Source organism: Niveispirillum sp. SYP-B3756 (assembly GCF_009495745.1).
Lineage (GTDB): Bacteria > Pseudomonadota > Alphaproteobacteria > Azospirillales > Azospirillaceae > Niveispirillum.
Map to the genome: position 1 here is coordinate 48,942 of NZ_WIDQ01000017.1, position 12,733 is coordinate 61,674.

Annotated in this window: 11 protein-coding genes; 6 read left to right on the forward strand and 5 right to left on the reverse strand. The window is 66.7% G+C overall.

The window, feature by feature from the left end; all coding sequences use genetic code 11:
• The first annotated feature begins 61 nt into the window (after positions 1 to 61).
• The gene (locus GE253_RS21875; RefSeq protein WP_153206262.1) at positions 62 to 463 is read left to right on the forward strand and encodes a group II truncated hemoglobin; all 402 of its coding nucleotides are present in this window, start codon (positions 62 to 64) and stop codon (positions 461 to 463) included.
• Positions 464 to 638: 175 nt separating this feature from the next.
• On the opposite strand, the gene GE253_RS21880 is transcribed toward GE253_RS21875, so the two are convergent.
• The 3 genes from GE253_RS21880 to GE253_RS21890 form a co-directional block, all read right to left on the reverse strand.
• Positions 639 to 1,256 (reverse strand): hypothetical protein, encoded by a 618-nt coding sequence (locus tag GE253_RS21880; RefSeq protein WP_153206263.1) that lies wholly within the window; start codon positions 1,254 to 1,256, stop codon positions 639 to 641.
• A gap of 135 nt (positions 1,257 to 1,391) precedes the next feature.
• Complete coding sequence (locus GE253_RS21885; RefSeq protein ID WP_153206264.1) at positions 1,392 to 2,972, reverse strand: MFS transporter; 1,581 nt, start codon at positions 2,970 to 2,972, stop codon at positions 1,392 to 1,394.
• Complete coding sequence (locus tag GE253_RS21890) at positions 2,969 to 4,162, reverse strand: HlyD family secretion protein (protein ID WP_153206265.1); 1,194 nt, start codon at positions 4,160 to 4,162, stop codon at positions 2,969 to 2,971. The genes GE253_RS21885 and GE253_RS21890 overlap by 4 nt, the downstream gene beginning before the upstream one ends.
• Before the next feature lie 161 nt (positions 4,163 to 4,323).
• Between GE253_RS21890 and GE253_RS21895 the strand changes: the two genes are divergently transcribed.
• The 5 genes from GE253_RS21895 (at position 4,324) to GE253_RS21915 (ending at position 7,817) form a co-directional block, all read left to right on the forward strand.
• On the forward strand, positions 4,324 to 4,788 hold the full coding sequence (locus GE253_RS21895) for a MarR family transcriptional regulator (RefSeq protein WP_153206266.1): 465 nt from the start codon (positions 4,324 to 4,326) through the stop codon (positions 4,786 to 4,788).
• Between the two features lie 41 nt (positions 4,789 to 4,829).
• The gene (locus GE253_RS21900) at positions 4,830 to 5,471 is read left to right on the forward strand and encodes a LysE family translocator (protein WP_153206267.1); all 642 of its coding nucleotides are present in this window, start codon (positions 4,830 to 4,832) and stop codon (positions 5,469 to 5,471) included.
• A gap of 126 nt (positions 5,472 to 5,597) precedes the next feature.
• Entirely contained in the window at positions 5,598 to 6,296 is a 699-nt protein-coding gene (locus tag GE253_RS21905) for a carbonic anhydrase (protein ID WP_153206268.1), read from the forward strand.
• Positions 6,297 to 6,349: 53 nt separating this feature from the next.
• Positions 6,350 to 6,991 (forward strand): outer membrane lipoprotein carrier protein LolA, encoded by a 642-nt coding sequence (locus tag GE253_RS21910; RefSeq protein ID WP_153206269.1) that lies wholly within the window; start codon positions 6,350 to 6,352, stop codon positions 6,989 to 6,991.
• A 58-nt stretch (positions 6,992 to 7,049) separates the two neighbouring features.
• Positions 7,050 to 7,817, forward strand: a complete 768-nt coding sequence (locus tag GE253_RS21915) for a gamma-glutamyl-gamma-aminobutyrate hydrolase family protein (RefSeq protein ID WP_153206270.1) — start codon at positions 7,050 to 7,052, stop codon at positions 7,815 to 7,817.
• A 56-nt stretch (positions 7,818 to 7,873) separates the two neighbouring features.
• Here GE253_RS21915 and GE253_RS21920 read toward each other — a convergent pair whose 3' ends face one another.
• Positions 7,874 to 9,967 carry a hypothetical protein gene (locus GE253_RS21920; protein WP_153206271.1) on the reverse strand — a complete coding sequence of 698 codons (2,094 nt, stop codon included), beginning with the start codon at positions 9,965 to 9,967 and terminating at the stop codon, positions 7,874 to 7,876.
• Positions 9,964 to 12,732, reverse strand: coding sequence for a DUF4159 domain-containing protein (locus tag GE253_RS21925; RefSeq protein ID WP_153206272.1), 2,769 nt, complete (start codon positions 12,730 to 12,732; stop codon positions 9,964 to 9,966). Before GE253_RS21925 ends, GE253_RS21920 begins: the two co-directional genes overlap by 4 nt.
• Position 12,733: the final 1 nt, after the last annotated feature.

Below are 12,733 nucleotides of genomic sequence, written 5' to 3' on the forward strand. Positions count from 1 at the left end.
GGCCCCTCCCCCCGGCTGCTATGCAACCTTCCCCCATCCAGCCGATGACCGGAATACAGGCATGAGCAGCGAGACCGAAGGCGCCGTCAGCATTTTTGACCATATTGGCGGGCAGCCGGTGGTCGACCGGCTGGTCGATTGTTTTTACGACCTGATGGACACGCTGCCGGAGGCGCGGGAGCTGCGCGCCATCCATGCCGCCGATCTGACGGAGACGCGGCGGGTGCTGAAGCTTTATCTGGCGCAATGGATGGGCGGACCGGGGGATTATTCGGCCGAACGCGGCCATCCCAGGCTGCGCGCCCGCCATATGGGCTTCCGGGTCAACCTGTCCGACCGCGATGCCTGGCTTTTATGCATGAAGCGCGCGCTGGACCAGACGGTGCCGGACGAGAAGGCCCGGCTGGTCATCCTGCGCGCGCTGGCCCCGCTGGCCGACTGGATGCGCAATGTGGAGGAATAATACCAAGCCGCCTAAAGCTTGACCTTTAGGCGGCTTGGAGGCCGGCGACCGCCGGCCCGCCGCTTGGTAGCGGCGCAAGCCAAGGGCGCGGAAGCGCCCGCCCGGCGCCTGAGGGAACAAAAAATCTCCCTTGATCGGTCACGATCAAGGGAGATTGGAATAGGATCAGGCAACCTTACGGTGCCGCCTTCGCCTGCGGGCAATTATTTCCATAGGCTGTGGCATAGGGTGCATCAAAGCAGCGGATCAACCCATCGAGAATATTGAGATTGGCCGGCCATTTAATGGAAGGGGCTTCCTTGAACTCCTCCTTGAACCAGTCAGGTTCCGGCAGAGCCGCCAGCCGTTGCCGCGCCGCCCGCAATCCCGCCAGATCGCGGTTCAGAAAGGCGATGGTTCCCTGGGCATATTCGTGAAAGCCCATTTCCTGGGTTCTTTGGGTGGGGGCCACGCCGGCCATCATCAGCGGGATCGCCAGCCGATAATCCCCCGCTCGCGCTTCCATCTGCCCGGCGTGCCAATACATGAGATGAATAAGTCCCTGCGGAATCCGCCCCCAATTCCGTTCAATGTAGCTATTGATCAGGTTGGCGCTGGCCTTCTCGCAGCCTGGGCGGGCGGCAAGGGGACGCCAACCGTCTTCCGTATCCTGATCGAACGCCTCCGGCGCCAATTGCATCATCTTTTCGGTATCGACAGCACAGGCGGCGGCCCCACCCGATCCGCCCCCTGGCTGGGCAACGGCAGCGGTCACGGCCATGAGCGTCACAGCAGCGGAGAGCAGAAAGCGCATGAGCAATCCCTTCAGATAAAGCGTGGATGGCAGTCCGGCAGAAGAGTGATCGCGTTTAAATATGAATGCAATAGCACCAAGAAAGCGAACCCCTGGAAAAAAACCGGCGGCCCGGCCCGGCGCTTCCCCCTCCCCTCACCGCCCCCGCGCCGGGGTGAAGGGGCTGACCGGGGCACGGCCGATCAGGGCGGTCAGCAGAATGGCCACCAGCGCCACCCAGAAGCAGAGCCAGAACCCGTCAATGTAAGACAGCACCGTCGCCTCCCGCTGCACAAAGCCGGACAGGGTGGAAAGCGCCTTGGCCCCAGCATCCCCGGCACTGCCGGCGAAACGGTGGGTCAATTGGCTTAACAGGGCGGTCACGCCGGGATCGCCCTGTTCCACATGCAGGCCGATCAGGTTGGAATGCACCTGTTCGGACTGGCGCAGCCAAGTGCTGGTCAAGGCACCGGCCAGCGCCACCCCATCCACCCGCAGCACCTGGATATAGGCGGAAATGGCCGTGGCGCGGGCCGGGTTGACATTGGCCAACGACAGCAACACCACCGGCAGGAAGGTGAAGCAATGGCCCAGCGACTGGATCAGCACCATGCCGGTGAAATCCCCCGGCCCCCAATCATGGGTCAGCCGCGTCCCCATCCAGGCGGCCAGGGCAAAGGCCGCCAGCCCGATGGTGATCATCAGCCGCCCATCAATGCGGCCCAGCAGCCAGACGGAAAGCGGCATCACCACGAACAGCGGCAGGGCCCCGTAATGCAGCAGCAGCGGCCCCGTCTGTTCGGGCCGCAGATGCGCCACGCTGGTCAGGAAATTGGGGATCAGGGTGGAATTGGAGATGGAAGTGACGGTGTAGAGCGTGGCCACCAGCAGCAACAGCCCGATATTGCGCGACAGCACCACGCTGGCGCTGGCCCAAGGCTGTGGCACCAGCGCCTCATTCACGCAGAACAGCAGCAGCAACAACACGCCACCGGCCAGCAGCCCCACCACCAGACCCGATGACAACCAGTCCAGCCGATTGCCCTGATCCAGCCCGATATAGAGCATGGCCAGCCCGGCCCCGAACAGCAACATGCCGCCCCAATCGGCCTCTGCCAGCAATTCCCGGTTGGCCGGTTCGCGCGGCGCACCATAATAAGCGCAGAGCGCCAGCAGCGGGGCCAGCACGACATCCTGCCAATAGAGCCATTGCCAGCCCCATTGCCCGACATAGAGCCCCACCAGCTCCACGCCCGAATTGATGGCAAAGGCCTGACGGAACACATAGATGGCAATGGCCGGCGCCCACCATTTCATCGGCAGGTTCCGCAGAATGATGCTGATGGTGGCCGGCACGAACAGGCCCAGCAGCAGGCCCTGCAGCACATGCAGCACCAGCACCATGCCGGGGTCGCGCAGCAAAGGGATCGCCAGGCAGAGCAAGGCATAGAGAAAGGCCGGCACCACCAACACCCGGCGTACGCCAAACACCACCACCAGCCAGGCGACACAAGGCGCGATGAAAATCTGCGGCGCCATGGCGACACTGTTCAGCCACGATCCTTCATCCATGCCCAGGCCAAAGGCACCGCGCAGATCGGCCAGCCCGGTGGAAAACAGCCTTGAGTGGAAATTGGTCATGTAAGCGCCCAGCAGCACCGCCACCACCGCCAGCAGCGGATGGTGGGAGCGGCGGCCGACGGAAATCGGCCCGGCGCTGATCGGCTGGCTGGTCATGATGCGCGCTCTGCCACCTGGGCCGCCTTGTCATCCAATGGCAGGGGCGTGCTGTCCGTATGGATGCGGGTTTCCACCGACATGCCGGGGCGCAGGCGCTCCAGAAGCTTTTGTCCGGGTTCCAGTTCGATCCGCACGGAAATGCGCTGCACCACCTTGGTGAAATTGCCCGTGGCATTATCCGGCGGCAGCAGGGCAAAGGTGGCACCGCTGGCCGGCGACAGAAGGGCGACATGGCCGCGCAGCACCTGACCGGGGAACATGTCCACCGCCACTTCCACCGCCTGACCGGGGGCGACGCGGGTCAGCTGGGTTTCCTTGTAATTGGCCACCACATGCACATCGGGCAGCGGCACCAGGCTGATCAGGCTGCTGCCGGCGCTGACATAATCGCCTTCATGCACCTGCGCTTCCCCCACCACCCCATCCACAGGCGCGGTGACGCGGGTATAGGCCAGTTTCAGCCGGGCGGCCTGCAGGGTTGCCTCTGCCGCGCGCAGTTCCGCCGTGCGTTGCGTCTGCTGGCCGGCCAGCACATCCAGTTGGCGGCGCTGCGCCTGGGCGCTGGCCTCTGCCGCGCGGGCATTGGCGGCCGCCTTGTCATGGTCGGCGCTGGCCTGTTCCACCTTCTGCCGCGTGCCGGCCAGCCCCCGGTGCAGCAGATCATCCTGGCGGGTGGATTCCAGCCCGGCCTGCCGCTGCGTGGCCCGTGCGGCCTGCCACTGGGCCTCTGCCTGGGCGATGGTCGCCTGTTGCAGGGCGATCTGGTTGGCCAGATTGTCCAGCGTCGCCTGGGCCGAGGCGACGCCCGCCTCCGCCTTGGCCAGATCGGCCTGATAATCGGCCGGGTCGATTTCCAGCAGCAGGTCGCCTTTGTGAACCCGTTGGTAATCCGTCACCGCGACATGGCGCACGGCACCGGCCACCCGCGCGCCCAGCCGGGTGACATCGGCGCGGATGCTGGCATTGTCCGTCACCTGCACATCCGCCCCGCCGACCCAGCCATCCCAGCGGGCCGACACCACCAGCACCAGCGCCATCACGGTGGCCACCGCGAACAATGGCACGGCCAGCCGCCCCACCGCCCCGGTCAGGGCCGAGCGCATATGCGCGCCCAGCGCCCCCGATTTGGGTTCATGGCGGGAAGGGTGCGGGGAAAAGGGCGGGAGGGACGGATTGTCGCTGGACATGGGGCTTCACCTTCGGCCAAAGCAGGGCCACTTATTTTCTGTGTACTGATATTCAGTGTGCTGAATAATGGTGGCCATGATATGATTCGGGGAAAAGCGCGCTTCATGCATGGCGGGGTTCCCACGCCCGCAGGCGCGGCCGCCCATGGGGAGTTAAAGTGATGATGAAGCCCGACCCGACGCTGGAGGAGATGCCTGGATATCTGATCCGGCGCCTGGGGCAGATCTCCACCGCCCTGTTCCTGGAGGAAACGCAGGGGCTGGACCTGACGCCGCCGCAATTCGGCATGTTGCTGCTGATCGTGGAAAATCCGGGCCGGGATCAGACCTGGCTGGGCTGCCGTTCCGCCCTGGACCGCACGACGGTGACCGGCGTGCTGGACCGGCTGGAAGGGCGTGACCTGATCCGGCGGGAGGTTGATCCCGGCAACCGGCGCGCCCGCCTGCTCTATCCCAGTGCCGCGGGGGAGGCCCTGCTGACCCAGGCACAGCGGCCGGTGGCACAAGCCCATGAAAAGTTGCTAGAACCGTTACCACCCGCAGAAAGGACAGTGTTTCTGTCCTTGTTGCTGCGGCTGGTCAATGCCAATAATTCGCAGAGCCGCGCGCCACTGCGTCACCCCTGACGGATAACAGGCGGCTGCCGATCCCTTTCCGGATGTGCCTGATGAATTCCCACACGCTGGGCCTGTTCCTGTTCACCTGTTTCTTCCTGTCCGCCACACCAGGGCCGAACATGCTGTCGGCGCTGGCCATGGGGGTGCGTCATGGGCTGGCCGGCGCCGCCTGGGGTGGGCTTGGCATGTGCCTGTCGCTGGGGCTGATGGCGGCCCTGTCAGCCCTGGGGTTGGGCGTGCTGCTGAAGGCATCGCCGCTGGCCTTCATGATCTTCAAATGGGTGGGCGTTGCCTATCTGGTCTGGCTGGGGGTGCAGGCGATCCGGGCGCCGGTGCCGGACACCGATACACAGGGCGATCTGCCGGCAGATGCGGCCACCGGTCGCAGCAACCGCCCGCTGGGCCTGTTGCTGCAGGGCGGGCTGATCACCGCCAGCAACCCCAAGGCGTTGATCTTCATGGCCGCCTTCTTCCCGCAATTCATCGATATGACCAGCCCGCTGGGCCCGCAACTGGGCATTCTGGTGGGCACCATGCTGGTGATCGAGTTCGGCTGGATCATGACCTATGCGGCCGGCGGGCGCAGCCTGGCCCGCCGGCTGTCCGGTCCGCGTGCCACCTTGTGGCTGAACCGGGGCACCGGCCTGCTGCTGATCGCAGCGGGGGGCCTGTTGGCACTGGCTTCGCTGTAACTATTCTGTCACCGACCCCTGCATTGACGTAGGGGGAAACCATACAGGTGCGGTCTGGACAAGAACCGCCTGTCCTGCGCATGGTGCGGTGCCATAAGGATATCGAACGGTCACAGGGGTGAGCGCATGTTGAAGGATCTGATCGACGGTTTCCGGGAATTCCGCCGCACCAATTTCCGTCAACAGCGCGGCCTGTTCCGCACCCTGGCCTGGGCCGGACAGAAGCCGAAGGCGGCCTTGATCACCTGCTGCGACAGCCGGGTCGATCCCACCCTGATCTTCGCCACCCAGCCGGGCGACCTGTTCGTCATCCGCAACGTGGCCAATCTGGTGCCCCCCTACCGGCCCAGCGAGGATTATCACGGCACCTCCGCCGCGCTGGAATTCGCCGTGCGCGAGTTGGGGGTGGAATCGGTGGTGGTGATGGGCCATTCGCTCTGCGGCGGTGTCGCCGCGCTGACCCATGATCGCAGCCAGTCCAAGGCCGACTTCATCAGCCAGTGGGTCTCCATCGCCGATCCGGCGCTGGCCACCGTACGCCAGGGGCTGGAACCCGGCCAATCCGTGGACCTGCCCCTGCTGGAACGCGCCGTGGTGAAATTGTCGCTGGAAAATCTCCGCACCTTCCCCTGGATCGCCGAGCTGGAACGCGCGGGCAAGCTGGAGCTGGAAGGGCTGCTGTTCGACGTGGGCGGGGCCGAGCTGCAGGTGCTGGACAAGGTGACGGGCAATTTCAACCCGGTGCCGCAAATCCGCCCCCGGCTGCGCCCGCGCGGCGGCCTGGCGGCCGCCGCCGCTGCCCTGGTGGATGCCGGGCGGGACTGACCCCGCAAGCCCCCTCCCTAAATCCGCCATGATCGGCGTCTATCAAGGCTTTCATGCGCAAAATCCTTCTGGCCCTGCTGGCCGCCGCCCCGCTGTTTTCCCTGCCCGTTGCCCTGCCGGCCCCGGTGCAGGCCGCCACCGCCGTCGCCACGGCGGATCAGCCTGCCCTGCTGGCCAAGGCGGAAACCTATCTGAATGGCATCACCAGCCTGAAATCGGATTTCATCCAGACCGCCGATAATGGGCAGAGCGCGCGCGGCACCTTCACCCTGCTGCGGCCGGGCCGGATGCGCATCAGTTACGCCCCCCCGGTGGAGAACTTCATCGTTGCCGATGGCAAGTTCGTCTATTTCTGGGATGCCGAGGTGAAGGAGCAGCAAAATGCCCCCATCGGCAGCACGCTGGCGGATTTCCTGCTGCGCGACAAGATCACCCTGTCGGGCGATGTCAAGATCACCCAGGTGGCGCGTGATGACGGGTTGCTGGAAATCACCCTGGTGCAGGCAAAAGATCCCGGCCTGGGCAGCCTGACCCTGGTGTTTGAAGAAGCGCCCTTTGGCCTGCGCAAATGGCGCGTGCTGGATGCCCAGGGCAAACTGACCGAGGTGGCCCTGCAGAACCCGGAATTCGGCGTGAAGCTGGACCGCGACCAGTTCTATTTCCGCAATCCCACGCGCGGGCGGGAGCGGGATTGACGGATGCTGCCGGGCGGGTACCATCCTGAATGACCGCCACCACCGGAAGCCCCGCATCATGACCATTGCCACCACCCCCGTCCATCGCCCCCTGGTCGGCCTTTCCTGCGATGCGCGGGAACTGGGACAACACCCGTTCCATGTGGTGGGTGACAAATATATCCGGGGTGTCAGCCACGGTGCCGGCTGCCAGCCCGTGCTGATCCCGGCCCTGGGTGACTGGTGGGATGTGGAGGGGTTGCTGGACCGGCTGGACGGGTTGCTGCTGACCGGCAGCCCCAGCAACCTGCACCCCTCCCATTACGGCCTGCCGGATGAGATGGTGACCCCGCCGCTGGACCCGCACCGCGACGCCACCACCCTGCCGTTGCTGAAAGGTGCGCTGGCGCGGGGACTGCCCGTTTTCGCCATTTGCCGGGGCTTTCAGGAACTGAATGTCGCCCTGGGCGGCACCCTGCACCCGCGCGTGCAGGAAGTGCCGGGCCTGATGGATCACCGCGACCCCGAACATGAACCGGTGGAGGTGCAATATGCCCCGATCCACAAGGTGGCACTGACCCCGGACGGGGCCTTTGCCCGCATCACCGGTCAGACGGAAATCATGGTCAATTCCCTGCACCAGCAGGGCATCAACCGGCTGGCCCCCGGGCTGGCGGTGGAAGCGACGGCCCCGGACGGGCTGATCGAGGGGGTGCGGGTGGAAGGGGCCGGCTTTGCCATCGGCGTGCAATGGCACCCGGAATGGCGTTTCTGGGAGAACCCGCCCTATGCCGCCCTGCTGGCTGCCTTTGGCGATGCCGTGCGGGATTATGCCGCCCGGCGGTGAACGCCCCCCTTTTTTCGCCGGCACCAACATGCCAACGGCTTGGCTTCACGTTGATATTACCCGCCCCGCCCTTCGCGTCGCCAGGCCGCCAGCAGCAGGCCCAGCACGCCGGCCAGCACCAGCAGGCCGGGCAGCAGCGGCACCTGGGTGACACCCGTCACCGTGTAATCCCCATTGGCGCGCAGGCCCAGCCAGCCCGAGCCGGCCTGATCCCGGTCAGGCCGGGTGCGGCGCACGCTGGGGATCTCCCCCGCCCCACCATCGGGCGCCAGCCAGAAGAAACCGCCGCCCGTGGCCTTGGCCACCGGGGCCAGTTTCTCCGTGGTGGCGCGCATATCCGCCAGTTCGGGCGGGTTGAGGGTGCCGACCACGGCCAGCGCCGTGCGCTCCCCATCCGTTACCCGCCAGATGCCGGGTTCCGTGGCGGCCAGGCTGGCACTGGCCAGCCCATCGCCCGCCTCCCGCATCGCCACCTCACGTTCCACATCGGAAGGCGAGGTGACGCGCACCGGCCGCGTATCCGGTTCCAGCGAACGGCGGCTGATGGTGATGCGGCTGCCATCCACGGCGGTGCGCAGGTCGTTTTCCTCCAGCTCCGGCTCTTTCATCAGCCAATGGGCCAGCCGGCGCAGCAGTTCGGCCTGGGGCCCGCCACCTTCATAACCGCGTGACCAGAGCCAGATCTGATCCGACGCCAGTTGCGCCACCCGCCCCTGTCCCACCCGGTTCAGGATCAGCAGCGGGCGGCCATCGGCACCGGCCATCACCGTCGCCCCCCGGTCGGCGGTCACGTCGATCTGGCGGAACCAGCGGCCCCACTGCCCCACCCCGTCCGCCGCATCGGTCAAACCAGCCGTCACCGGATGGCGGCGGCCCAGGTCGGTGACGCTGGGCGTGAAGGGCTTTTCAATCACCTGCCCCGTCGGTTCCCCCGGCAGCACGGTGCCCAGCGGCGAACGATAGAGCGACAATGGTGTCGCAAAGGTCGGGCCGCTGGCTTCCAGGAAGGCCCCGCCCTTTTCCACATATTCGGCGATATTCGCCAGATACATGTTGTTGATCACACCGCGCTTTTTATAGCGATCGAAGATGATCAGGTCGAATTCCGACAGCTTCATCTCAAACAGCTCGCGGATCGGGAAGGCGATCAGCGACAATTCGCGGATGGGGGTGCCATCATTCTTTTCCGGCGGGCGCAGAATGGTGAAATGCACCAGATCGACCGAGGGATCGGCCTTCAGCAGGTTGCGCCAGGTGCGCTCCCCGGCATGGGGCTCACCGGAGACCAGCAGCACCCGCAGCCGGTCGCGCACCCCGTTCACCACGATGGCCGCCTTGTTATTGGCCAGGGTCAGTTCCTGCGGCCCCGCCGCCACGGTCAGTTCAAAGACATTCACCCCGCCATGCGACAGCGGCAGGGTCAGCGACACCTCCTGCCCCACCGGCACGGTCAGTTCCTCTGTCGGCTGCCCATCGCGGCGCAACTGCACGGCGGCGGCCCCGTCACCGCCGCCCGGCAGATCGTCCACCCGGATGGTGACGGAGACATCCTTGCCGACAATGCCGAAGCTGGGGGCCTGCACGATGGTCAGGCGGCGGTCGCCCTCATCCTTCTGCCCCGTCAGCAGCGTATGCACCGGGCCGAAACCGGCCAGCCCCGGCAGGGATGTGGCCACATCATGCACCTGCCCGTCGGTGATCAGCACGGCCCCGGCGATGCGGCGGCGCGGCACATCGGCCACGGCGCGGGTCATCGCCTCCATCAACCTTGTTTCATCGACAGTGGCCCCGTCCGGCCCATCGGCGGACTGGCTGCGCACCACGCGCACATCCAGATCGGTATAGCGTTCCAGGCGCTGCTGTAAGTCGGCCAGGGCCTTTTCCCCGCGCGCCATACGGTCGCCGATCTTCTGGCTTGGCGACTGGTCCAGCACGATGACGGCGACATCCTTGATCGGTTCGCGCTTTTCTTCCACCCAGGCGGGGTTCAGCAGGGCCAGCAGGATGACGGTGAAACCGCCCAGCCGCAACCAGGCCCCGCGCGCGCGCCGCCACAGCGCATAGGCGGACAGGATCAGGGCGATGGCGGCCAGCCCCAGCAGCAGGCCCAGCGGGATCAGCGGATCAAGCGCGATGGCGGCCCCGTTCATTGCCCCAGCCTTTCCAGGATCGCCGGCACATGCACCTGATCAGCCTTGTAATTGCCGGTCATGGCATACATCACGAAATTGATGCCGGTACGGATGGCCATTTCCCGCTGCCGTTCGGACCCCGATGCCATGGCGTTCAGCGGTCGCCCGGCTTCATCCACCGCCCAGGCCGACGCCCAGTCATTGGCCCCGATGATGATGCCGGAAACCCCGTCATTCATCTGGTCTTCCTGCGCCTCCGCCCAGAGTTCCCCACCGGCATAGCGGCCCGGAAAATCATTCAGCAGATAGAAGGCGCGGGTCAAAACATGCTCCGGCCCCACCGGGGCCAGTGGCGGTATATCCAGCCCCTTCAGCAGCGCTTCCAGCGCCGTACCACCGGGGCCGGTGCCATTGCTACCGTTGCCGGCGCGGGTATCCACCAGCACCATGCCGCCCTGGCGCATATAGCGGTTCAGCTTTTCCCGCACATGGTCGGACAGGCTGGTCTGCCCGTCGGTCAACGGCCAATAGATCAGGGTGTAGAAGGCCAGCTCATCCGTTTCCAGGTCGAGCGGCATGGCCCCCGCCACCTCAATCGCGGTGCGCTCATCCAGGGCGCGGCCCAGCCCTTCCAGCCCGGCCCGGCTGGTATTATCCACCAGATTGTCACCGGTGTGGACATAGGCCAGCCAATTGGCATTGGCCGCCTGCACCGCCTTTTCATCCGGCGGGCTGGCGGGCTGGGCGGATGGCTGGGCATCCGCCGGCGGCACCGGCAGGGCCAGCGACACGCCCAGCAGCAGCAGGGCCAGCGGGGCCACCCGGCGCAGGCCGGACGCACGCGGCAACAGCCCGCGCAACCACAGGCCGGCCAGCAGGTCGATCAGGCCCAGGATCAGCGCCAGGGTCAGCAGGGTCGGCATCAAATCTCTCTCACCCCCGCCCGCGTAGAGCGTGCGCGGCAGCCCCGCCAGCAACGGGTCGATGGCGGTCAGCGCGGGCACGGCGGGCGACAGGTTCAGCACCTGCCTTGTATCGGCGGTGCCATAAAAACCGGGCGGATGCGACGGGCCGGGCAGCCCGCCCGCCGGGGCCGCCGCCAGCGCCTTGGCGGCAATGGGGAAAGCGGTGGCGGGCGGCGGGGTCAGATGGCCGAAACCATCCAGAATTTGTTGCGGCGGCAAGGTGCCCACCTGTTCGCCGCCGGCCACCCCGGCGGACAGCGCCACCAGCCGGCGCAGCATATCGACATAAAGACCGGACAGCGCCAGATTGGACCATTCCGGCCCGGCACTGGTATGCACCAGCACCAGCGCGCCCCGGCCCTTGCGTTCCCCTGTCACCAGCGGCGTGCCATCGGCCAGCCGGGCCCAGGTGCGCCCGGCCAGATCGACCGAGGGTTCAGCCAGAACCTGCCGCTTCACCGTCACATCATCGGGCACGGGCAGGCCGGCAAAGGGGCTGTCTTCGGCAAAGGGGGCCAGCCGCGCCGGCTCCTCCCACGACAAAGCCCCGCCCAGCGCGCGGTCACCGGCGCGCAGGAAAACGGGCACCAGCCGGTCGGCATTCTGGGCCAGACGCGGGCCGGCAAAGCGCAGCAATACGCCGCCCTGTTGCATCCAGGCCTCCAGCCGGGCCGATTCGGATTCCGACAGGTTGCCGACATCGGCCAGGATCAGCACCGCCAGATCGCGGTCCAGCAGCTTGGCAATATCGCCGCGCCGCACCTCGGCAAAGGGCGACAGCGCCTTGTCCAGATAATAGAGATCAGACAGCAGCGGCGTTTCCCCCGCCGCATTGCCGGACACCAGCCCCACCGGGCGGCGGCGCCAGCGTTCATCCAGCAGCACCACGGCCCCCGCCGTTTCCTGGCCTTCCAGGCGCAGGCTGGAAAGCTGGTTGCGCAGTTCGGTGGGCAGGTCCAGCTTCACCTGCTTGCGCTGTTCGCCGGCGGCAAACAGGATATCCACGCTGTTGAGCAGCCGCCCATCCTCGCCCAGCGCGCGCAGCAAAACCGGCTGCGGCAGGTCCGCCTGGGAGCGTTCAACCGTCACCACCAGCCCGGTGCCATCATCCTGCGGCGGGCGCAGCAGCAGGGCCGGGCGTTCGGCCCCATCCGCCAGCACCGCCATGCTGCCAAACTGGCGTAGCCGAGCCAGCAGCCCCGCCGTGGCCGCATCATTGCCCGATGCGACAATGCCATCGCTGAGATAGGCGATATAGGGCGAACCATCGGGGCGGAATGCATCCAGCGCCTTGGTGGCGGCCGCGCGGTCGGTGGCCCAGGGGCTGGGCCGCAGCGACTGGGCCAGCGCGCGCGCATCGCCCACCGCCAGCGGCCCGCGCAGGACGGGCGCATCGCCATTGGCGGCTTGGGCGGTCGTCAGGATCGCCACGCTGCGGCCCTGGCGGTCGGCCTGGGCCAGCAACCGTTCCATGCCCTGCTGCCGCGCCGGCCAGTCGCGCGCTGCCGCCCAGCCATCATCCACCACCAGCAATAGTGGCCCGCCGCCCGGCAGGTCGGCGGCGGGGTTCAGCAGCGGGCGGGCCAGCGCCAAAATCACCAGCGCCGCCAGCAGCAGCCGCAGGATCAACAGCCAGAGCGGCGTGCGCGATGGCGTCTCCTCCCGCGCGGACAGGTCCAGCAGCAGGCGCAGGGCCGGGAAGCTGACCGAACGCGGGTTGGGCGGGGTGACACGCAGCAGCCAGTACAGCAGCGGTAAGCCCGCCAGCAGAACCAGCAGCCAGGGGGCGGCAAAGGCGAGGGTTCCGAAACTCAGCATC

Excerpts from the sequence above, each read along its gene's own strand:
- GE253_RS21875 (WP_153206262.1), top strand. The coding sequence starts at position 62 with ATGAGCAGCGAGACCGAAGGCGCCGTCAGCATTTTTGACCATATTGGC.
- GE253_RS21880 (WP_153206263.1), bottom strand. The coding sequence starts at position 1,256 with ATGCGCTTTCTGCTCTCCGCTGCTGTGACGCTCATGGCCGTGACCGCT.
- GE253_RS21885 (WP_153206264.1), bottom strand. The coding sequence starts at position 2,972 with ATGACCAGCCAGCCGATCAGCGCCGGGCCGATTTCCGTCGGCCGCCGC.
- GE253_RS21890 (WP_153206265.1), bottom strand. The coding sequence starts at position 4,162 with ATGTCCAGCGACAATCCGTCCCTCCCGCCCTTTTCCCCGCACCCTTCC.
- GE253_RS21895 (WP_153206266.1), top strand. The coding sequence starts at position 4,324 with ATGATGAAGCCCGACCCGACGCTGGAGGAGATGCCTGGATATCTGATC.
- GE253_RS21900 (WP_153206267.1), top strand. The coding sequence starts at position 4,830 with ATGAATTCCCACACGCTGGGCCTGTTCCTGTTCACCTGTTTCTTCCTG.
- GE253_RS21905 (WP_153206268.1), top strand. The coding sequence starts at position 5,598 with ATGTTGAAGGATCTGATCGACGGTTTCCGGGAATTCCGCCGCACCAAT.
- GE253_RS21910 (WP_153206269.1), top strand. The coding sequence starts at position 6,350 with ATGCGCAAAATCCTTCTGGCCCTGCTGGCCGCCGCCCCGCTGTTTTCC.
- GE253_RS21915 (WP_153206270.1), top strand. The coding sequence starts at position 7,050 with ATGACCATTGCCACCACCCCCGTCCATCGCCCCCTGGTCGGCCTTTCC.
- GE253_RS21920 (WP_153206271.1), bottom strand. The coding sequence starts at position 9,967 with ATGAACGGGGCCGCCATCGCGCTTGATCCGCTGATCCCGCTGGGCCTG.
- GE253_RS21925 (WP_153206272.1), bottom strand. The coding sequence starts at position 12,732 with ATGCTGAGTTTCGGAACCCTCGCCTTTGCCGCCCCCTGGCTGCTGGTT.